The sequence below is a fragment of the Butyrivibrio sp. genome, from assembly GCF_017940685.1.
Taxonomy (GTDB): domain Bacteria; phylum Bacillota; class Clostridia; order Lachnospirales; family Lachnospiraceae; genus Butyrivibrio.
On record NZ_JAGAYD010000039.1, the window covers coordinates 1 to 21731 of the forward strand.

Genomic DNA, 21731 nt, shown 5'->3' on the forward strand with positions numbered 1-21731 from the left:
GAGAAAAAACTGCAGGAGCGTTTTAGAAAAGTTTCGTTTGCGGATAGCGAAAAACCGGAAATAATAGTAAAGCCGGGGCAGGGATCACCTACTCACCGTGAGCAGAACTTAAGGGGACTTCCGAAGGCTCATGAAAAAAGCGGCTCTCTCTCAATGTCTCAAAAGTATGACTATATGGGACGGCCGGCGCGCCCAAAAGGCTGGCCTGGTGACGCGGGGTGGTAAGCTTCGGTAGGGCTGCTAAGGTTGGCGCAGGGGGAGACAACAGAACCGTCCCTGTGTCTTATTTCAGGATGACGAAGCTTTGAGGCTCCATGATGAGGGAGTTTTCCTTGATCTCGGTTTTGCCGATCTCGAAGATCTTTTCCCTTTTGGCGGAAACACTGACGCCGGCTTTTTTCTCGGAAGGGTTGATGGCGATGTAGAGGTTTCCTCTCTTAAAGACGAAGGGGAATTCCTCTGCCTCGGCGTAGACTACTTCAAAAGAGCTGTCGGCGTGAAGATCAGGGTATTCGTGGCGGATCCTGGTAAGGGCCTTTATGGTGCTAAGAAGTGAATCCGGATCGTTTTCCTGGGAGGTTACAGTTGGTGCGTCAGGGGATGAATCTACAGGGAGGTAGATATCCTTGGAGTCTGCATCTGAAAAGCCCAGGTTCTTGCCGTGATTCCACTGCATTGGCGTGCGGGATCCGGTTCTTGTATAGCCGCCTTCCTTGGTAGGAATATCAAGGTAGCGCATTCCAATCTCATCGCCGTAGTAGATGAAGGGAACACCAGGGAGGGTCAGGAAAAGAGCTGTGGACAGCTTGAGCTCCTGGAATTCAAGTGTTCTTCTTGGGCGAGGAGTGTCGTGATTGCAGGTGATAAAGCTGATATAGCCATCATCCTTGGTGGAGTCGTACTTAGGAAGGAAATCGTTTAAAAATCTCATGATATCACCATTTCCGTCCTTTTTAAGGAAGCTGTGGTCTCCGCCAGGTGTTTCATAGTCTCTAAGAAGAGTGTTGTAGCCATTTCCGTGATGATCGAGATAGAAATCAGCATGGAAGCCGTTTTTCAGGGACTGAACCGGGTTACTCCACTCTGATATAATGGCAGCCTCCGGATAGTCGCTGTCAAGCATATGCCTTATATCTTTCCAGATAGCGCCCGTAGCAGATTTATTCTCATCATCCTCTTTTACAAGGGAGTCAGCCATGTCAACTCTAAAGCCATCGCAGCCATGGTCAAGCCAGAAGCGCATCACATCCTTTAGCGCTTCTCTTGTGGCAAGGCAGGCAGGATCGTCAGGAGCCATCTGCCAGTCCTGTGTCCTGTTTAAGAATCCGTAGTTAAGTGCAGGCTGGCACTTAAAGAAATTGAGCATATAGCAGCCATCTCTGTCAGCTTCACCGCCGATATATGGGTGTCCTGGAACTCCCTGGAGCCAGCCATTGGTCCAGACATACCTGTCAGAGTATTCATTCCTCTGTGCTTTTTTGCTCTCTAAAAACCATTCATGCTCTTCAGAGGTGTGGCCTGGCACCAGATCAAGAAGCACGTGGATATCTTTTTTGTGAGCTTCTTCAAAGAGTCTGTATAAGTCTTCATTAGTTCCATACCTTGGAGCAACCTTCTTATAATCCCTTACATCGTAGCCTGCGTCCTTAAAAGGAGAGTCATAGCAGGGATTGATCCATAGAGCATTGCAGCCAAGGCTCTTTACATAATCAAGCTTTTCAATGATACCGTTTATGTCTCCGATACCATCAGCATTTGTATCATTAAATGACTGTGGGTAGATCTCATAAAAAATTGCATCCTTTAACCAAGCTGGCATAAGTGGTACCTCCAATCAAAATATGTTTGTAATAACGTTGTTACATAACAATAGCACATAATTTTACGACTTTCCATAGAAATCGGAAACGTTTCCGATAAACTTTTTGACACTTGAAATTTTCTCCAAAATAGTGTACGTTATACGTGTCTGTACAACTGGCGGATAAGTGGGTAACCACATGGGAGTACAGATTAAAAAATGATTAGTCGACCGCCTGGGCAACCGCTTTTAGTGGCATGCTCAGGCGGTCTTTATTTTTGCTTTAGTGCAGCAGAGTAATGGAAGGAGAAGCACATGGTAGATTTGATGAAGGAAATCGGAAGTACTACTTATCCTGGAAGAGGAATCGTTATCGGAACCTCAGAGGATGGCAAGTATGCAGTTTGCGCATACTTCATTATGGGAAGATCAGAGAACTCAAGGAACAGAGTTTTTGTAAAAGAGGGTGAAGGCATCCGTACAGAGGCTTTTGACCCATCAAAGATGGAGGATCCAAGCCTTATCATCTATGCTCCTGTAAGAGTTCGCGGCAATTCAACAATCGTTACAAACGGAGATCAGACAGACACTATCTATGAGCTTATGCAGGCTGGACAGAGTTTTGAGGAGTCCCTCAGAACAAGAGAGTTTGAGCCAGATGCGCCTAACTACACACCTAGAATTTCAGGTATCATGAACGTTGCTGATGGCAAGTATGACTTTGCTCTTTCAATCCTTAAGAGCAACCACGGTGATCCATCTACCTGCCACAGATTCACCTACACCTACGATGGCCCTAAGGCAGGCGAAGGATACTTCATCCACACCTACATGGGCGATGGCAACCCACTTCCAAGCTTTGAGGGAGAGCCTACACAGGTTAATATAACAGGCGATATCGATACCTTCACAGACAATGTATGGCAGGCTCTTAATGCTGATAACAAGGTATCTCTTTTCACAAGATACATTGAGATCGCAACAGGCAACAAAGAGACCAGGATCATCAACAAGAACGCTAGAAAAGACTGAAGTTTAGCTGATTTTTATTTGAAGGAGACCACAAAATGAGAGAAATCGAACTTAAATATGGATGCAACCCAAATCAGAAGCCTTCCAAGGTTTACATGGAAAACGGAAATAACCTTCCTATCGAGGTTTTAAACGGAAGACCAGGATATATCAATCTTCTTGATGCCCTGAACGGATGGCAGCTTGTTTCTGAGCTTAAAAAAGCCACAGGACTTCCTGCAGCTACATCCTTCAAGCACGTATCACCTGCTGGTGCTGCTGTTGGAACAAAGCTCACAGACATTGAGAAAAAAATCTACTGGGTAGAGGATCTTGGAGAACTGAGCCCTCTTGCTAACGCATATGCAAGAGCCAGAGGCGCTGACAGAATGTCTTCATTTGGTGACTTCATCTCCCTTTCAGATGTCTGCGACGTAGACACAGCTAAACTTGTAAAAAGAGAAGTTTCAGACGGTATCATTGCTCCTGGCTATACAGATGAGGCCCTTGAGATCTTAAAGGCTAAGAAGGGCGGCAACTACGCAGTTATCAAGATTGACCCTGATTATGTTCCTGACGCAATCGAGAAAAAGCAGGTATTTGGCGTAACCTTCGAGCAGGGCCACAACTTTATCGAGATAGATAACGACATGTTTAAGAACATCGTTACAGACAATAAGGACCTTCCAGAGTCAGCACTTATCGACCTTAAGATCGCCCTCATTACCCTTAAGTACACACAGTCCAACTCAGTATGCTACGTTAAGGGCGGCGCTGCCATCGGAATCGGTGCTGGTCAGCAGTCAAGGATCCACTGCACAAGACTTGCGGGCTCCAAGGCAGATAACTGGTTCCTTCGTCAGTCACCTCAGGTACTTAATCTTCCTTTCCTTGACAGCATCAAGCGTCCAGACAGAGATAATGCAATTGACCTTTACATTGGAGAGGACTACATGGATGTACTTGCTGATGGCAAGTGGCAGAACATCTTCAAGGAGAAGCCAGCGGTGTTTACAGCTGAGGAAAAGAAAGCTTGGCTTGCAAAGAACACTGACGTTGCCCTTGGTTCAGATGCATTCTTCCCATTTGGAGACAACATCGAGAGAGCTTATAGAAGCGGCGTAAAGTATGTTGCTCAGCCAGGCGGATCAGTTCGTGATGACAATGTAATAGAGGCAGCTAACAGCCACAATATGGTTATGGCATTTACAGGCCTCAGATTATTCCACCACTAATAACACACATCCCTCATAAAAATAACCAAAGGAAAAATCCCTTTCGCATCATGGGCTTCCCAAAGCCCCGCGGAAAGGGATTTTTTCTTTATATGCATGATTAAATTACATTAACTTTTCATCATAGATGGCCCTTTGGCCTCCTACGTATTTAGGGCGGTGGCGGGCACAGATTATTGGTGCCTCTCCGATCTTTCGAAGAGATATTCTCATGGGAACCACCACGTTATGCATGTGCATGCCGATCATGGTTCCACCAATGTCGATTCCTGCGTCAGCCTTAGAGCCGATGTTTTCAACAAGAACAGGGTCGTCAAACCTCTGGAAACACACTGTTCCAAAGGCTCCGCCAGCGTGATTGGGCTGGGGGATGGCGTTGACCTGTTCAAATCCGTATTTTTCCATGGTGGATCTCTCTACTACAAGAGCTCTGTTTAAATGCTCACAGCACTGGGCAGCAGGTAAAACCCCATGTCCCTTCAAAACCGGCATAATGCCGTCAAATACTGCATTTGCAGCATCCATGTTGGTGGCTGTACCGATCTGATCGCCCAATATCTCGCTGGAAGAGCATCCTATAACGAATATAGATCCTTCCTTGACATTTGCTCCTTCAAGGATTTCTGTAACTGCCTGGCGGCTCTGTCTTGTAACTTCTGAAAAATCCATCCTATCACTTCCTAACTGTTTTATGAATTATATTCCATCTTCTGGAAAATCTTACCAAGACCAGCTTTATAGTACAAAAGAAGTGATGCCACAACTCCAAGAAGCGCCTGTGCTATCTCGTAAGGGAGCTTTATCATGGCATATTCAAAGGTGCTGTAAACAAAGGTCTTGCCAAGAGTGTAACCAACTACCATTATAACAGCTCCTACCAAAGTTCCAATAAGTGAAGATGAAAAATGTTTAAGCTGGGCCTCTCCTTTTCCCCTACTGGCAATAAGTGAAATGGCAACTGCCTGAAGCCCGTGGGTTACAAGTGATACAAACATTGGAGCCGGGTAAAAGAGCATGTCCCCCAAAAACGATCCTACGCCGCCAACAATGAATGCTGCGATCGGGTCAAGCAGTAGTGCTGCTGTGCAGATGATGGCATCGCACAAATACAAATGTCCTCCGGGTACCGGAATTCCAAAGCTTGACATGATGATGTTGAATGCCATGAAAATTCCTGTAAGTGCGATCCACTTTACTTTGTTTGCCTGTCTTAGTGATTGTGCCTTTGTTTGTGTCTGAGCTTTTTCCATACTTTGTGTCTCCTCCTGATGTCTTGACTAATAAACTTTTCATAATATATCATTTATCTGGTAGTATTAAAAATATCAGTTTCAGAAAATTTTATAAGACCAGATGAAAAAAAATAAGAGATACCTTACAATTTATGAGCAGGTCCGGGAGGACATAATCACTAAGAGATACCATAAGGGCGCCAAACTTCCCTCAAAGCGCGTAATGGCAGAGCGCATGGGAGTCAGCATCATAACCGTGGAGCACGCCTATGAGCTTCTTTTGGAGGAGGGCTACATAGCCTCTAAGGAAAAGAGCGGGTATTTTGTTATCTTTGATGACAAGGACATATACTCTGCATCTCCAAGCCACAAAGAGGATCACATTACTAAAGTCCCTGTCAGCAGCCCTCCATCGGAGCCTTCTCCTTATCCAGGGAAAAGAGCTATAGACAACCTTGATTTTTCCTACTCTATTTACGCTAAGACCGTCAGAAGGATCCTTTCCGACTATGGCCCCATGGTCACAGAAAAATCGCCATTTCAGGGCTTATATGACCTTAGAAGGGCCATAAGCGAGTACCTTGGAAGGAGCAGGCATATCCAGGTCAGTCCCCAGCAGATAATCATAGGAGCAGGTGCTGAGTATCTGTACGGCCTTATAGTTGAGACCTTTGGAAGGGATATCAGCTATGGAATTGAGAGCCCCTCATATCAGAAGATTGCCAAAGTCTATGAGGCAGGAGGAGCCCGCCTTGAGATGATGCGCCTTGTAAGCGATGGGATAGACTCAAGGGACCTCTGGTCAGGAAATATGAAGGTTTTACATATAACTCCCTACAGGAGCTTTCCAAGTGGAGTTACGGCCTCAGCCTCCAAAAAAAGGGAGTATCTTAAGTGGAGTCAGCAAAATGATGGCTTCATAGTAGAGGACGACTTTGAATCCGAGTTTACCACCAGTCGCAAGGCGGAGGAGACGCTCTTTTCCATAGACCAAAATGACCGCGTGATATATGTAAACACCTTCACAAGGACCATCGGAAGCTTTGTAAGGTGCGCTTATATGGTGCTTCCAGAAAGGCTCCTTGGCCTTTTTGAGAAAAAGAGCGGATTCAGGGAATGCCCTGTACCAACCCTTGATCAGCTGGTACTTGCAGCGCTTATAAATGGCGGTGATTTTGAGAGGCACATCAACAGAGTTAGAAGGCACAACAGGAGAAGTTAAAATTCTGTTCATTTAAGATATTGTCTATGATTTCTGCATGTGCATGTGTTAAAATATAATTGGTATCGTGTTCTTTTGTACTTTTGATTTCATGTAATTCCAGAAAAGCAAGGAGCTCTCATGGGTGGAATGGATCTGGACAATCAAATGGAATATGAACGAACAGACGAGCTTACGGGACTTAACAATCTAAATGGAGTCCTTACTTTCCTGCATGGTCACGACAACAAGTATTTTGCCAGCGTGAGCTCAGTAATAATCTATCTGAATGTCATGAATTTTAAAACCTTCAACCAGCGCTACGGGTTTGTAGGTGGAAACGAATTCCTTAAAGGAATGGCAAAAGAGATAGTGGCTCTGTTTCCTGATGAGCTGATAGCCAGAACAGGCGGCGATCAGTTTATTATTCTTGGAAAATCCCTTGAAGACAAAGAAATACTGGATAGGCTAAGACGACTCAGGGAAGCCCTTGTTAAGCATCAAAAGGGTCTTTCCATGCGCATTAAGGCAGGAATTTATCAGGCAACTGGTGAAGAGAAGTACCCTGTTATCATGGTGGACAGGGCAAAGATGGCCTGTGACGACATCATTAAGGTGTATGACAAGGATGACAACTTCTTCAGCGAAGAACTTAACAAAAAAAATGAACTTAAACAGTATGTAATAGATAACTTCGAGGAAGCCTTCAAAAAGAAATATTTTAAGGCTTATTACCAGAAGGAAGTCAGGGCACTTACAGGAAAAGTTTGCGGGTATGAGGCCCTTGCAAGGTGGCTGGATCCTGAGATGGGATTGATATCACCTGCTATTTTCGTAGAGGTTTTAGAGAGCGTACGCCTTGTCCACAAGCTTGATATCTGCATCATTGATATGGTTTGCGCTGACCTTAGGGATGACATGGACAGTGGGTTTGCAGTTGAACCTATATCTGTAAACCTTTCCCAGCTTGATTTTGAACTGTGTGACATCATGGCTGAAATAGATAAGTGCAGGGCAAAGTATGACATTCCTGTGGATCTTCTCCATATAGAGGTTACAGAGAGCGCTATTTCTTCCGGATCAGATTTTTTAGGTGAACAGATAAGGAAGTTCAGAGAAGCCGGCTATGAAGTATGGATGGATGACTTTGGATCAGGCTACAGCTCATTAAACAATCTAAAGAACTATGACTTTGATGTTCTTAAGATTGACATGGCATTCCTTAGAACCTTTGAGACTAATAAAAAAACACAGGTTATTCTTGCAGCCATTGTAAATATGGCAAAAGAGCTGGGTATCCATACTCTTGCAGAAGGTGTTGAAACTCAGGAACAGTATGATTTCCTAAAGAGGATCGGCTGTGAAAAGCTTCAGGGGTATCTCTTTGGCAAACCAAAGCCGGTGAGCGAGTTTGTAAGGGAAAGTGACTGCAGCTACGAGGCGTGCGAGGATCACAGGTTCAGTAAGTACTATGACAAGATAGGAGACATAAACCTTTTAGGATCAACACCTCTTCGTCCAAAGACTATGGAGGTTATCAATAATACGCCAATAGCTCTGAGCGAACTTGAAAATGGCATTCCGAGGTACATTTATGCTAACGGCGCGTATCTTAATTTCCTTAGCTCCCTTGGACTTTCTGGGTTTGAGGAGGCCAATAATGCCTACGCTGAGGCAGATATCCCGGAAGTTAAGGAGTATGTGGCAGCCATGGAGAGGGCTTATCGTGACGAGAGCCACAGGGCGGAAGTTGACAATATCACCAACGGACATATCTGTAACAATAAGATGAGGTTCATAGCAGAGGCGGAGGGCAAGAAAGCTTACGCTGTGGTATCAAGGAATCTTTCAACTCACGAAGATACTGATCTTGCAGAATCCATGCAGGTTGCTATGGCCCATGTTTTCAACCAGTACTTTAGAGTAGACCTGTTCGACGATGATGGAACAGTGGAAAACATCTTCCTTAATGCCAATCAGATTGCTCTGGCAAAGAAAGGGACCAATGCGGTGAGAGCGTGTGAGGTCTATTCTGAGATGTATCTGTATCCTGAAGAGAGGGAAAGGTTCAGAAAATTTTACGATATTCCTACCGTCATTGAAAGATGTGAAAAACAGGGCATTAACTATATCGTCGATTATTACCGCTCTGCAATTCCCGGAGACAACGGCAGATTGCAGATGTACATGTTGCTTCCTTTCCAGTACAATGGTAAGTGGAAATATATCTCATGCTGCAGATACGCAGATGAGATCAAACACGATACATTGAAGTAGCAGGTAGATATGCTTAGGTTTTGTTTTGGGGCTTCTGGTGCGGGCAAGAGCACCAGGATTTATGAAGAGATAATAAATAGGAGCATGGATGATCCCGGCACTGATTATCTGATAATCGTGCCGGATCAGTTTACTATGCAGACTCAGAAGGATGTAGTAAAACTGCACCCTTCCCATGCCATAATGAACATTGATGTACTGAGCTTTGGCAGACTCTCCCACAGGGTATTTGAAGAGACTGGTCATGGCTCTTTTTCTGTGCTTGACGACGTGGGTAAGACACTGGTGCTTCGCCTGGTTGCTGATATGCTGGGAGAAAGGCTTCCGGTACTTGGCGGCAATATGCACAGGCCTGGCTACATCGACGAGGTCAAGTCCACCATATCTGAATTTATGATGTATGACATCGGCGATGAGGAGCTTTTACTTTTAGAGGAAAAGAGCATAAGAAAAGGTGCACTTTATAGTAAGCTCAAGGATTTAAGACTCCTTTACAGTGAATTCCTGAAATATATTGAGGGAAAATATATAACAACAGAGGAGACCCTTGACGTTCTCACAAGGGCACTTCCAAAGTCTGCTCTTATCAGGGACAGCGTCATAGTATTTGACGGCTTCACCGGCTTTACCCCTATTCAGTACAGAGTAATAAAAGAGCTTTTGGCCCTGTCAAAAGAGCTGATAGTTTCACTGACAATTGATCCCAGGGACAATCCTTATGCTGAGTCTTTCGGAGAGCAGGAGCTCTTTATGCTGACCAAAAAGACAGTTCGGGATTTAGAGCGCCTTGAGTTTGATGTCCAGAGAGAAAATGGCTCAACAATCACTGATTTTTCTGTGTTCAGGCAGCTGCGGCATCAGGAGATGGCAAAGGGCTCTTTACAGGGAGATATCTTCATAAAAGATGAAACCAACGCCCGCCACAGGGGGAATGACGCTCTTTTATATCTTGAGAGATCTCTTTTCCGCTATAAAAACGCTCCATTTACCGGAGATAACAACTCTGTATTCATCTACGAGGCCACCAATCTTGCTGAGGAAGTAAGGCAGACCATGATAGGGATTAAGGACCTTGTCAGAACAAAAGGCTATGCCTACAGGGATATTGCCCTTGTTTGCGGAAGCCTTGAAGCCTATGGAGAGCAGATAGACAGGGCGGCAAAGAGGTTTGATATTCCGGTGTACGTAGACCAGAATACCAGCATCATGCTAAATCCCTTTATTGAGTACATAACAAGTGCCTTAAACATTGTTATTTCAGGCTACAAGTACGAGGATGTGTTCCATTACATGAGAAGCGGTCTTACATCCTTTGATATGGCGGATACTGACCTTTTGGAGAACTATGTCCGCTCCCTTGGCATAAGGGGAAAGAAGGCCTGGGAGGATAAGTTCCTTCGCCGCATGCCAAAGAGGTTTAAAAAGTACGCTGACCCTAAAAAGCGCAGTGAAAAGGACCTTCAGGACCTTGAGAAGCTGGAGGGCATGAGAGAAGCCATAAACAGCCATCTCTCAGGGCTCTTTAAAGTCAAGAATGCTACCGCAAAAGAGATAATAGAGGCCCTTCGGGCTGTTATAGATAATAACAACTCCCGTGAGAAGCTTGAGGGCTATAAACAGCGCTTTGAGGCTGAGGGTAACCTTAAAAAGGCCAGAGAGTACGATCAGATCTACAACAAGGTAATGGCACTGTTTGACCAGATAGAAGGCCTTATTGGCGATGAAAAACTGGAGATATCTGAGTTTAAGGATATAGTTACCGCTGGAATAGGGGAGATATCTGTAGGAACTATTCCCCAGGATGTTGACAGGATAATAGTGGGAGATATTGAGAGAACAAGACTTAAGGAAGTTAAGGTGCTTTTCTTTGTTGGCGTAAACGATGGGAACATTCCGTCTAACGTAGGGGGTGGTGGAATCCTGTCAGATATCGACAGGCAGTTCCTTATTGACCTTGGAACCGAGGTGGAATTTGCCCCAACCCCAAGGCAGCAGATGTATATCCAGAGGCTCTATCTTTATATGAACCTCACCAAGCCCACAGACAAACTCTATTTGTCCTATGCAGAGCTGTCAGGGGATGGGAAGAGCCAAAGTCCGGCGTATCTAATTCCAAAACTCCTTTCCATGTATGAGGGCCTTACAGTCACAAGGCCGGAGGATGACAGCCTTGAAGATCAGCTCGCCTCCAAAAAGGATGGAATTTATACGCTCTCAACCCTTTTGTGCGACTATGCCCGGGGACAGAGCAGTAGTGAAAACCTAAGATATATATCTGCTCTGTCAAAAGCAGTTTCTGATGAGGCAGGCAAGGACCTGCTTGGAAGGCTTACTGAGGAGGCCTTCAAACACTATGAATCACTGCCTCTTTCAAAGGCTATTGCTGTGGCTCTCTATGGGGCTACCCTTGAAAACAGCGTAAGCCGCCTTGAGCAGTTTGCAAGCTGTGCCTATGCCCATTTTATCAGGTATGGACTTCGCCCTATGGAAAGAGAGGATTATGAATTTGATGCCTCTGACCTTGGCAATGTTTTCCATAAGGTACTTGAGAAGTACACAGGGCAGATCATAGACAAAAAGATAGACTGGAAGACCTTGTCAAAAGAAGATTCTGATAAGATGTTAAATGACGCTTTAACTGAATGTGTTGACGCATATGGCGATAGTATTTTAAGAAGCAGTGCAAGAAATCAGTTCATGATAGACAGGATAAGAAGGATACTTCTTAGAACTGTGGACACCTTAAAGTATCAGATGACAAAGGGATCCTTTGAACCTGCCTATGTGGAGATGAGCTTTGAAGAAGCAGGAAGCATCGACGACATCAATATAGCTCTTTCAGAGGACGAAAAGCACGTCATCACCGAAAGAATGAAATTGAACGGAAGGATTGACCGGGTTGATCTATATGAAGATCCGGAGCATGTCTATGTGAAGGTCATGGATTTTAAATCCAGCGGACATAAATTCAACGTGGCATCGCTGTACTATGGACTGCAGCTGCAGCTTGTGATGTATATGAACGTTGCAAGTGCAGTGCAAAAGAAATTATCCCCTGGAAAAGAGGTAGTTCCTGCAGCGATCTTGTATTACCACGTTACAGATCCGGTGGTTGACGGCAAAGAAGGAATGATAACGGATGATATCAATAAGGCTGTGATCGACAAGTTGAAAATGACCGGTTTGGTTAATAAAAATATGGATATCGTAAAGCTCCTTGATAAGGACATTTCAGGGACTTCAGATATCATTCCTGTAATGATCAAAAAAGATGGTGAGTTTGGAGCCAGGTCACAGACAGCTACCAGGGAAGAATACCAGGCAATTTCCAGCTTTGTAGGCAGAAAGATAAAGGAGTTTGGAAAAAATATCCTTGATGGCGATATAAGCGTCAATCCCTATGTGAGGGATAACAGCGATTCCTGTACCTACTGTAGTTACAGGTCCATCTGCGGATATGATGAGCGCATCAAAGGTTATAAGAAAAGGAACCTGGACCTTACTCCGGAGGAAGCCCTTTCTATTATCGTATCTGAAGCAGGAGAAAATGCAAATAACGTCAATAATTAATTATAAAATTAACTAATCGGAAAAACAGACATGGAAGTAAAATTTACCAGAGAACAACAGTCGGTAATCGATGAAAGAAATAGTAATCTCCTAGTGTCAGCTGCAGCCGGATCAGGCAAGACAGCTGTGCTTGTTGAGCGTATCATACAGATGATAAGCTCTGGCCTTGATGTGGATCATCTTCTTGTTGTTACATTTACCAAGGCAGCAGCTGCCCAGATGAGGGAGAAAATCACCCTTGCCATCCAGAAAAAGCTTCTTGAGGATCCTGACAATGTTCATCTTCAGAGGCAGGAAACCCTCATTCACAATGCCCAGATAACAACCATTGACTCGTTCTGTCAATATGTCATCAGGAACAATTTTGGTGCCATAGGTATCGATCCTTCTTTCAGGGTTGCAGATGAGGGAGAGCTTAAGCTCATATCAGAGGATGTCCTTAGCCAGATGCTTGAAGATGAGTATGAGAAGGCCAAGGAGGATACAGATAGCGATTTCCTTTTTTGCATGGATTATTTCGCAACAGGCAGCCGGGATGACAAGGTTTTGGAATATATTAATCAGCTTTTTAACTTTTCCATGAGCATGCCATGGCCTGAGGACTGGATCCGGGAAAGAGCCTTAGACTACGACATTGACGAAGATGAGTTTGAGGACCTTCCCTGGGTTAAGGAGTGCCTAAGGCGCGTGGGCTTTTCCCTTAAGGAGTGCGTAAAAAAGCTTGATAGCGCCATGGATATTGTAAACCAGCCAGATGGTCCATATATGTATGGAGATAACCTTGAAGCTGACAAAGCCAGTATTAGTGCGGCTTTGCGATATGATACCTACAACGCCCTGTTTGACGGCATTCGCGGGATTACCTTTGGCAGATTGTCAGGAAAAAAGGACGATAGCGTAAATCCCGCCAAAAGAGAAGCGGTAAAGGGTATCAGGGACGATGTCAAAAAAGAGATCGATAAGCTCAGGGAGAAGTACTTTGCCCTTACAAGGGATACCATTGTCTCCCAGATGAAGCTCTGCGACAGGGCTGTAAAGGAGCTGTGCAGACTAACCCTTGAGTTCAAGGCAAGGTTTGAGGAAGAAAAAAGAAAAAAGCAGGTCATTGACTTTGCGGATATGGAGCATTTTGCTCTTCAGATCCTGGTTGAACATCCATCCCCAGATATGTGCAAGGGAAAGTCTGTTCAGGAGATCATCGATATGAGCACTGCTTCAACAGTAGCCCTCGAATACAGACAGTTCTATAAAGAGGTCCTTATTGACGAGTATCAGGACAGCAACAACGTTCAGGAGCTGATCCTTAAGGCTATATCCGGTGAAGTGGCAGATACTTCAGAGCGCTTCATGGTTGGTGATGTCAAACAGAGTATCTACAAGTTCAGGCTTGCAAGGCCTGAGATATTCATGGACAAGTTTGGGTCTTATAGTAAAGAGCCTGGCTCGGGTAACCGGCGAATTGACCTTCACATGAACTTTAGAAGCAGAAGTGAAGTTCTTGACCTTTCCAACTATATATTCAAAAAGATAATGGGATCTGACCTTGGGGGAGTTGAATACGATGAAGATGCAAAACTGATCCCGGGTGCAAGCTTTGAAGAGCCTAAAATGAACGTAGATAGTGAGTTTCTTTTAGTGGATGGGAATGACGACGCAGGTAGTGATGACAGCCCCATTGCTGACTATGGTCCCAAGGAAAAGGAAGCTCTGGCCATAGCAGAGAGGATTCTTGCCCTTCAAAAAGAAAACCCTGACCTAAAGTATAAGGACATTGTCATCTTGCTTCGTTCTCTTTCAGGCTGGGATAGCGTATTTAAGGAAGTACTTGAAAGCCAGGGGATACCTGCATATATAGAGTCCAAAAAGGGCTACTTTGACGCTCCTGAGGTGGCTATCCTCCTTGATATGCTGTCAATCATAGATAACCCCAGACAGGATATACCTCTTTTAGCCGTAATGCACTCGCCTCTTTTTGCATTTACCGATGAGGAGCTTGCGAGCCTGAGGATTGCCATTGATGGGAATAAAAACCTTGAGAGCGCGGATTCTTTTTACGATGCCATAAAAGCAGACCTTGATATAAAGGAAGACCTCTCCTTAAAGGTAAAAAGCTTTGTGGCCATGATCGAGGAATACAGGGTGAAGGCAACCTATACCCCTGTCCATGAGCTTTTGCAGGATATCATAGACAGGACCAACTACGAGGTTTTAGTATCAGCTCAGCCCTATGGCATCCAGAGAAGAGCCAACGTGGAGCTTCTCATATCCAATGCCCTGAGCTTTGAAAAAACAAGCTTTAAGGGTCTGTTCCACTTTGTAAGGTACATTGAGCACATAAAGGTTGTGCAGGTGGACTACGGCGAAGCGGGAACAATAGATGAAAACGCAGACGTTGTGCGCATAATGAGCATCCATAAATCAAAGGGCCTTGAGTTTCCAGTGGTTTTCGTATCCGGCCTTTCAAAGCAGTTCAACAAAAGGGATACTGTTGGAGACCTTATCCTTGATATGGACTTTGGCCTTGGGGTAAAGTGCATAAATGCTGACCTCAGGGTTAAGTACGACACATTGAAAAGACAGATCGTATCAGACAGCATGCGCCTTGACAGCCTTGGTGAGGAGATAAGGGTATTGTACGTTGCCCTTACAAGAGCAAAAGAGAAGGTGATCCTCACAACCTGCCTTAAGGACCTTTCTGATTCAGTAGACAAGGCTCTTTCTAAGATAAAGGTCCTTGGCGGGAGGGAAGATCTTTTGCCCTATTCAATGAGAGCTGGAGCACTTAGCTTTTTTGACCTGGTAATGCCTTCAGTGGTCTTAAATCCTGGCTTTAAGGCGGTGCTTGACAGATTGCAGATAACTTCCGATGACTATGACAGCCGAAGGGAAGCACCAGGAGACGTTCCAACCATCATATTTAAGGCAGTTACAGAAAAAGACCTTGTGGAGCAGATGGTCACTACTCAGGTGGAGGGAGAGCTCAGGAAAAAGTCACTTAAGGACCTGATTTTGGGAGATGCGCTGGATAAGGAGCTCCTTAAAAGGATCCAGGAAAAGTTTGATACCAAATACAGGTACGATTCGCTTAGAGGTCTTTTCACCAAGACCACAGTATCGGAATTAAAGCACGCCAGGATGATCGAGGAAGGGGAGGTGTTTGCAGCCCCTGCTGATTTTGCCAGAGATGAGGAAAAAGAGATCCAGAGGGCAAAAGAGGACATTTCAAAAACCACTGCCATTACAGGAGCAGAGCGTGGAACTGCCTACCACAGCATCATGGAGCTATTGGACGAAAGCGTATATGGAAATACTGACCTTATGGGTGAAGCGCGAAAGACAGGTAAGACCACCGAAAGATCCAAGGCCTCAGATAAAGTCTATGGCTTTATCAAAAGAAAAATTGAAGAGGGCGTGATACCTGAAGCCTATGAAAAGTGTGTCTGGAGCCCTGATATTGTCACATTCCTTTCAACGGACTTAGGTCAGAGAATGGGAGAAGCCTTCAGAAGGGGCGAGCTTGTCCGTGAAAAGCCCTTTATGATGGGCGTTTCAGCAAGAGAGCTTGATGATAAGTTTCCTGAGGATGAGATGGTGTTGGTTCAGGGTATCATCGATGCCTGGTTCATCGAAGATGGGGAAATAGTGCTTCTTGACTATAAGACAGACAGGGTAGAGGATGAAGAGACCCTGATAAGGCGCTACAGGCTGCAGCTTGAGCTGTATAAGAGGGCACTGGAAGCTGCCACAAATAAAAAAGTCAAAGAAGTGTATATCTACTCCTTTGACCTTGGAAGCGTGATAAAGCTTTGAACGCGGTGGTTGCCATTTAGAGGTAATCCTGCATTATAGAAATGAAAATGCAAGGGCCACAGCATTAGCTGCTGCGTGCATGAGAAATGGGATAGTAAGGATCCGGTGCCTGTAGTAGGCAAAGGTTATTACAAGACCCATGATAAAGCCGTAAACCATCTGGATGGGATTCATATGATAAAGGCCAAACAGGGCTGCGCAGACAATAACAGAAAGCGCAGCTCTTTTTGTGTATTTAAAAAGCAGGTTAAAGATAAAATACCTGAATAACAGCTCCTCGATAAAGGGGGTAGCAATGCAGTAAAGAACTATCAGAACAGCTATATGATCGCTTGCGCTTAGAAGCCCCGTGGCTGCTTCGTTAAAGGACTCCACCTTCACTAAACCCGTGATGTTTACCAGGAAATTCAACACACCTGCCAAAACCGCACTACAAGCGGTATACAGCAAATATACGTACCATTTTGGCCTTGCTAAAGGCAAATCAAAATCGAAGAAACCCTGAGGCATTTCTTTTCCTCCAAAATCTATTGACAATCTCCGGATAGAAGTGTTTAATTGTTCTTGAACTTCATAAAACCGCTAGGGGAGCAATGCTGAGAGTGTACGGCTTGTCCGTCTAACCCTTATTACCTGACCCGGATAATACCGGCGTAGGGAAGCTTTAATTATTTCATCAGGTTTTCATTATACATGGATTTTAATCTGACAGGAATACTAACATGACATCCTCCCCCAGCTAAAAAATAAAGGGAGGATTTTTTTATGAGTCTGTTCTTATCACCAGTTGTAGAGGATGGATATACCACCTACAGCATCACAAATGGGGGCTATGCACTTTTAGTAGTTTTGGCAGTAGCACTGCTTCTTCTTGTTAGTTACTTCATCAACAAGGATGGCAGGTTCAAGATCAGCATCAAGCAGATGACTGTATCAGCACTTTGCCTTGCTCTTGCATTCGTACTTTCTAACATCAAGCTCTTCAAGCTTCCTATGGGCGGATCAGTTACAGTATTTTCAATGTTCTTCATTACATTCATCGGATACCTCTATGGCCCAAGAGTAAGCCTTTCAGCAGCTTTCGCCTATGGTCTTTTGCAGATGGTTGTAGATCCATATATCATCAGTGTTCCTCAGATGGTATGCGACTATTTCCTTGCATTTACAGCTCTTGGTCTTTCGGGATTTTTCTATGGCAAAAAGAATGGCCTTATCAAGGGTTATCTCGCTGGTATCTTCGGAAGGTTCTTCTTTTCAACACTGTCAGGTATCATATTCTTTGCTGACTATGCTCCAGAGGGCATGAACCCTATCGTTTACTCAGCTGCCTACAACGGATCATACATCGCAGCAGAGGGCGCACTTACCATCATCCTTCTTGCAGTTCCTGCAGTTCACGATGCACTTTCCCGCATCAAGAATGAGGTCAACGAAAAGAGCCTTAGGAAAAACGTTCAGCTTGGCTGACAGTGTAGGTTCAAAACGATAAATAATACAAAAAATTAAGGAGTCTGGAAATATTTCCAGGCTCCTTTTGCTTTATATTTACAGTATCTGTATTCCGTTTTTAGTTGCCTCAGCCACCATTTCTTCTGGCCAGATAGAACACTGAACCTCTCCGATGTGGGCTTTTCTAAGGAAGAACATGCAGATTCTTGATTGTCCAATTCCACCGCCGATGGTGTAAGGAAGTTCCTTGTTAAGAATTGCCTTCTGGAATGGAAGCTCTGCTCTTTCTGTGCAGCCGGCTTTTTCAAGCTGTGACTTAAGTGAATTCTCATCAACTCTGATGCCCATGCTGGAAAGTTCTAAAGCTATGTCGAGAACAGGGTAGTAAACAATGATGTCTGCGTTAAGCTCCCAGTCATCATAGTCTGGAGCTCTTCCGTCGTGCTTGTCACCGGAAGCGAGTTCATCACCGATCTGCATGATGCAGACAGCACCCTTGGCCTTGGCGATGAAGTATTCCCTCTCCTTGGGAGTGTTATCTGGGAACATATCCTCAAGCTCCTGAGTTGTTATAAAGAAAATATCGTCTGGAAGGAGCTCTTCTATGTAATCGTACTGGATAGACATGAATTTCTCGGTCTTACGAAGTACCTTGTATACGTCTTTTACGGTCTCCTTGAGGTAATCAAGGTTTCTGTCCTCTTTCCTTATTACTTTTTCCCAGTCCCACTGGTCAACAAAGATAGAGTGTATATTATCTGGAACCTCATCCCTGCGGACAGCGTTCATATCAGTATAAAGACCTTCATACTCATTGAAGCCGTATTTTTTAAGGGCATATCTCTTCCATTTCGCAAGAGAGTGTACAATCTCAGCTGGTCTTTCGTTCTCATTTAAGATGTCGAAAGAAACAGGGCGCTCAACGCCGTTAAGATTGTCATTAAGACCTGATTCAGGAGTAACGAAAAGTGGAGCTGTTACACGCTGGAGGTTTAATCTTGTTGCCAGCATTCCCTGAAAAAAGTCCTTAACTGTCTTGATTCCCACCTGTGTGTCGTGAAGATCAAGCGCTGATTGGTAGTTTTTTGGGATTTTTAGGTTTTCCATGGTTTTATCCTTCCAATTGCCTTTTTATCGTCATTTTACATTTAATAACGTTTGGAAAAATTATGCAAGAAAAAAATGTATGCTCCAAAACAAAAAAGCTCCGAGGTGCACTAAAAATGCACTTCGGAGCGTCTTCTTAACCTAAATTATTTATTCAGGCTGCGTGAGCTACAAGGAACTGCTCAAAGCTCTTATCATATCCTCTGTACTCAACTGTGAGAGGCTTAGTGAGATCAAGTCCGATAACACCAAGGATTGACTTGGCATCAACTACATATCTGTTGTAATAAATATCAACGTCAAAATTGCACTTGGTAGCTGCACTGACGAAATCTGCAACCTCTGAAAGGTTAAGTCTTATGTGCCTTTTAGAATTCTCTTTCATAAAACATTCTCCTTAAATACTACATACACAAATAACACTTTTTCGATAATAATATATAACTGTGTTCATTTTGTGAATTGTTTTTGAAGAAAATTTGTAAGTTCTTACATTTTATTTCAAGGGGCTGAAAGCCACTGCTTATGCTATAATTTTGCATTATGGATATTAAGCTTTCAGTAAGGGGCCTGGTGGAATTTTTACTAAGGTCCGGTGATATAGACAACCGAATACATACAGGATCGGCAGATGCCATGCTGGAGGGTGGACGCATACACCGCATGATACAAAAGAGCATGGGACCTGACTATCATGCAGAGGTTCCCCTAAACTTTGATAAAGACTACGGGAATTACCACCTCTACGTTGAAGGAAGGGCTGACGGTATCCTTGATAAATACATGGACGAACCCAAGACTTCCCTTGAGCTTGGTCAGGAGTCTTTTCTGGAAAAGAAAAGCTATAGGCCTATGATCGACGAGATAAAGGGCACTTATCGTGACCTTTCCAGGATGAAGGAAGCTGACAAGGTCCACCTTGCTCAGGCCAAGTGCTATGGCGCCATGTATCTTCTGAATCGCCACTACACAGACGTTGACGTAAGGATCACCTACTGCAATATGGATACGGAGGAGAAAAGATATTTCGACACCTCCTATACCTATGATGAGATAGTGGGCTGGTTTTATGACCTCTTGGAAATGTACAGAAAATGGGCAGATTTTGAATGCCAGTGGGCAGACATAAGGACTGGCTCTATTAAGAAGGCAAACTTTCCCTTTGAATACAGAGAAGGCCAGAAAGACCTGGCAGCTGCGGTGTACAGGACCATTGTCCATGGACGAAAGCTCTTTTTACAGGCACCCACAGGTACTGGCAAGACCATATCCACTGTGTTTCCCACGGTCAAGGCCATGGGAGAGGGGAAGGTCTCCAAGATATTCTACCTTACAGCCAAGACCATAGCTGGTACAGTGGCAGTAGAGGCCTTTGATACCATGAGAAGGACCCAGGGGCTAAAGATCAAGACTGCTACCATAACTGCCAGGGACAAGATCTGCTTTATGGATGAGGATAACAGGAACTGTAATCCAGTGGCCTGTCCCTATGCCAAGGGCCACTATGACCGGATAAACGATGCTATATATGATCTTTTGATAAGCGAAGATGCTTTTGACAGGGACACCATCATAGAGTACGCAAAAAAGCACCAGATATGCCCTTTTGAGATGTCTCTGGACATGAGTCTTTTTGCCGACGGCATCATCTGTGACTACAACTATGTATTTGATCCCTTTGTTTATTTAAGACGCTTTTTTGCTGATGGAAAAGAACACGACTATTGCTTCCTTGTGGATGAGACCCACAACCTCCTTGACAGGGGAAGGGACATGTACAGTGCGGTTCTTAAAAAAGAGAGCTTTTTATCTCTTAAGAACACGATAAAGGAGTTCCATCCAAGGATCGCAGGACACCTTGATAAGTGTAATAAAGCTCTTTTGGAGCTGAAAAGACAATGCACTATGGAGTACAAGGTCTATGACTCCATAGAAGGGTTTATTACGGTTTTAAACCGCCTTTCCACGATTTTGTCTGAATATCTGGAGGACCACGACGAAGGCCCCTGCAGAGAGGATATCCTGCAGTTTTATTTTGATGTCTCAAGATTCCTTACTATATATGATCTTATGGACGATCACTACGTGACCTATGGCGAATTTGCTGAAGACGGAGGATTTCTTCTTAGGCTTTCCTGCATTGACCCCTCAAGGAATCTGGCTTTGTGCATGGACAGAGGCATATCTACCATTCTTTTTTCAGCAACGCTCCTTCCAATCCAGTACTACAAGAGCCTTCTTGGTGGCACAAAAGAAGACTATGAGATCTATGCCAAAACTGTGTTTGACCCGGGAAAACTGGGCATATTCATAGGAACTGACGTAAGCAGCCGCTATTCCCAAAGGGGCTATGACATGTACCGCAAGGTTGCCATGTATATAGACTCGGTGATCAAGGCCAAGAAGGGTAACTATCTGGTATTTTTCCCATCTCACCAGTATTTATATGAGGTTTACAGTATTTTTGAGGAGGAATTCTATGACCCGGAGGACACTGAGCTATTAGCCCAGACCTCTTTCATGACAGAGGCAGCCAGAGAGGAATTCCTGTCGAGATTTTCAACTGGTAATGACATAGATCTTTCCAGCATTATCCACATGGATCTTGAAGTGGTGGAGGATAAAAATGTCCTTGGATTCTGCGTCATGGGAGGAATCTTTAGCGAGGGGATAGATCTTAAGAACGACAGTCTGATCGGAGTCATCATTGTTGGCACAGGAATTCCAATGGTATGCAACGAGAGGGAGATAATAAGGGACTTTTTTGAAAAGAAAGGTCTGGACGGCTTTGATTATGCCTATAGATTCCCGGGGATGAACAAGGTCCTTCAGGCAGCAGGCAGAGTAATAAGAACTGTAGATGATGTGGGAGTAGCGCTGCTACTGGATGACAGGTTTATGCAAGGGGGATACAGAGCTCTTTTCCCCAGAGAATGGAGTGGATATAAGACGATTTCGACTAGTTCGGTCAATCAGAGTATAAGTCAGTTCTGGAGCGGGTTTAAAGGATTATAAAGAGCAGATTTTGAAGAAATTAG

At 44.3% G+C, this 21731-nt stretch carries 15 protein-coding genes and 2 riboswitches; of the genes, 9 read left to right on the forward strand and 6 right to left on the reverse strand.

Going from position 1 to position 21731, the window contains the following annotated elements; all coding sequences use genetic code 11:
- A partial coding sequence (locus tag J6I68_RS02800) for a hypothetical protein (RefSeq protein ID WP_292217186.1) occupies positions 1-225 on the forward strand: 225 nt, incomplete at its 5' end.
- 58 nt (positions 226-283) lie between these two features.
- Here J6I68_RS02800 and J6I68_RS02805 read toward each other — a convergent pair.
- Positions 284-1819: an alpha-amylase family glycosyl hydrolase gene (locus J6I68_RS02805; protein ID WP_292217188.1), complete on the reverse strand. Its 1536-nt coding sequence runs from the start codon at positions 1817-1819 to the stop codon at positions 284-286.
- A 144-nt stretch (positions 1820-1963) separates the two neighbouring features.
- Positions 1964-2049: riboswitch (ZMP/ZTP riboswitch) on the forward strand.
- A gap of 67 nt (positions 2050-2116) precedes the next feature.
- Here J6I68_RS02805 and J6I68_RS02810 point away from each other — a divergent pair.
- Positions 2117-2833: an IMP cyclohydrolase gene (locus J6I68_RS02810; RefSeq protein ID WP_292217190.1), complete on the forward strand. Its 717-nt coding sequence runs from the start codon at positions 2117-2119 to the stop codon at positions 2831-2833.
- Positions 2834-2868: 35 nt separating this feature from the next.
- On the forward strand, positions 2869-4047 hold the full coding sequence (locus tag J6I68_RS02815; RefSeq protein ID WP_292217192.1) for a phosphoribosylaminoimidazolecarboxamide formyltransferase: 1179 nt from the start codon (positions 2869-2871) through the stop codon (positions 4045-4047).
- 105 nt (positions 4048-4152) lie between these two features.
- Here J6I68_RS02815 and J6I68_RS02820 read toward each other — a convergent pair whose 3' ends face one another.
- Both J6I68_RS02820 and J6I68_RS02825 read right to left on the reverse strand, forming a co-directional pair.
- Positions 4153-4716, reverse strand: a complete 564-nt coding sequence (locus tag J6I68_RS02820) for a TIGR01440 family protein (RefSeq protein WP_292217194.1) — start codon at positions 4714-4716, stop codon at positions 4153-4155.
- Between the two features lie 20 nt (positions 4717-4736).
- Positions 4737-5297, reverse strand: coding sequence for an ECF transporter S component (locus J6I68_RS02825; protein ID WP_292217196.1), 561 nt, complete (start codon positions 5295-5297; stop codon positions 4737-4739).
- Between the two features lie 103 nt (positions 5298-5400).
- On the opposite strand from J6I68_RS02825, the gene pdxR reads away from it, so the two are divergent.
- The 4 genes from pdxR (at position 5401) to addA (ending at position 16137) form a co-directional block, all read left to right on the forward strand.
- Positions 5401-6501 (forward strand): MocR-like pyridoxine biosynthesis transcription factor PdxR, encoded by a 1101-nt coding sequence (gene pdxR / locus J6I68_RS02830; RefSeq protein ID WP_292217198.1) that lies wholly within the window; start codon positions 5401-5403, stop codon positions 6499-6501.
- Positions 6502-6621: 120 nt separating this feature from the next.
- A complete protein-coding gene (locus tag J6I68_RS02835) occupies positions 6622-8757 on the forward strand; it encodes a GGDEF domain-containing phosphodiesterase (protein ID WP_292217201.1) in 2136 nt (711 codons plus the stop codon).
- Between the two features lie 9 nt (positions 8758-8766).
- Positions 8767-12327, forward strand: coding sequence for a PD-(D/E)XK nuclease family protein (locus J6I68_RS02840; RefSeq protein ID WP_292217204.1), 3561 nt, complete (start codon positions 8767-8769; stop codon positions 12325-12327).
- 30 nt (positions 12328-12357) lie between these two features.
- Positions 12358-16137: a helicase-exonuclease AddAB subunit AddA gene (gene addA / locus J6I68_RS02845; RefSeq protein WP_292217207.1), complete on the forward strand. Its 3780-nt coding sequence runs from the start codon at positions 12358-12360 to the stop codon at positions 16135-16137.
- A 33-nt stretch (positions 16138-16170) separates the two neighbouring features.
- Here addA and J6I68_RS02850 read toward each other — a convergent pair whose 3' ends face one another.
- Positions 16171-16647, reverse strand: a complete 477-nt coding sequence (locus J6I68_RS02850) for a CPBP family intramembrane glutamic endopeptidase (RefSeq protein WP_292217212.1) — start codon at positions 16645-16647, stop codon at positions 16171-16173.
- A gap of 64 nt (positions 16648-16711) precedes the next feature.
- Positions 16712-16814: riboswitch (TPP riboswitch) on the forward strand.
- Between the two features lie 88 nt (positions 16815-16902).
- On the opposite strand from J6I68_RS02850, the gene thiT reads away from it, so the two are divergent.
- A complete protein-coding gene (gene thiT, locus J6I68_RS02855; protein WP_292217215.1) occupies positions 16903-17604 on the forward strand; it encodes an energy-coupled thiamine transporter ThiT in 702 nt (233 codons plus the stop codon).
- Between the two features lie 78 nt (positions 17605-17682).
- Here thiT and asnA read toward each other — a convergent pair whose 3' ends face one another.
- Positions 17683-18693, reverse strand: coding sequence for an aspartate--ammonia ligase (asnA, locus tag J6I68_RS02860; protein ID WP_292217217.1), 1011 nt, complete (start codon positions 18691-18693; stop codon positions 17683-17685).
- A 154-nt stretch (positions 18694-18847) separates the two neighbouring features.
- A complete protein-coding gene (locus J6I68_RS02865; RefSeq protein WP_292217221.1) occupies positions 18848-19078 on the reverse strand; it encodes an HPr family phosphocarrier protein in 231 nt (76 codons plus the stop codon).
- Positions 19079-19266: 188 nt separating this feature from the next.
- On the opposite strand from J6I68_RS02865, the gene J6I68_RS02870 reads away from it, so the two are divergent.
- A complete protein-coding gene (locus J6I68_RS02870) occupies positions 19267-21708 on the forward strand; it encodes an ATP-dependent DNA helicase (protein ID WP_330622386.1) in 2442 nt (813 codons plus the stop codon).
- Positions 21709-21731 lie beyond the last annotated feature (23 nt).

Excerpts from the sequence above, each read along its gene's own strand:
- J6I68_RS02835 (WP_292217201.1), top strand. The coding sequence starts at position 6,622 with ATGGGTGGAATGGATCTGGACAATCAAATGGAATATGAACGAACAGAC.
- J6I68_RS02805 (WP_292217188.1), bottom strand. The coding sequence starts at position 1,819 with ATGCCAGCTTGGTTAAAGGATGCAATTTTTTATGAGATCTACCCACAG.
- J6I68_RS02865 (WP_292217221.1), bottom strand. The coding sequence starts at position 19,078 with ATGAAAGAGAATTCTAAAAGGCACATAAGACTTAACCTTTCAGAGGTT.
- thiT (WP_292217215.1), top strand. The coding sequence starts at position 16,903 with ATGAGTCTGTTCTTATCACCAGTTGTAGAGGATGGATATACCACCTAC.
- J6I68_RS02850 (WP_292217212.1), bottom strand. The coding sequence starts at position 16,647 with ATGCCTCAGGGTTTCTTCGATTTTGATTTGCCTTTAGCAAGGCCAAAA.
- pdxR (WP_292217198.1), top strand. The coding sequence starts at position 5,401 with ATGAAAAAAAATAAGAGATACCTTACAATTTATGAGCAGGTCCGGGAG.
- asnA (WP_292217217.1), bottom strand. The coding sequence starts at position 18,693 with ATGGAAAACCTAAAAATCCCAAAAAACTACCAATCAGCGCTTGATCTT.
- J6I68_RS02820 (WP_292217194.1), bottom strand. The coding sequence starts at position 4,716 with ATGGATTTTTCAGAAGTTACAAGACAGAGCCGCCAGGCAGTTACAGAA.
- J6I68_RS02815 (WP_292217192.1), top strand. The coding sequence starts at position 2,869 with ATGAGAGAAATCGAACTTAAATATGGATGCAACCCAAATCAGAAGCCT.
- J6I68_RS02825 (WP_292217196.1), bottom strand. The coding sequence starts at position 5,297 with ATGGAAAAAGCTCAGACACAAACAAAGGCACAATCACTAAGACAGGCA.
- J6I68_RS02840 (WP_292217204.1), top strand. The coding sequence starts at position 8,767 with ATGCTTAGGTTTTGTTTTGGGGCTTCTGGTGCGGGCAAGAGCACCAGG.
- J6I68_RS02810 (WP_292217190.1), top strand. The coding sequence starts at position 2,117 with ATGGTAGATTTGATGAAGGAAATCGGAAGTACTACTTATCCTGGAAGA.
- addA (WP_292217207.1), top strand. The coding sequence starts at position 12,358 with ATGGAAGTAAAATTTACCAGAGAACAACAGTCGGTAATCGATGAAAGA.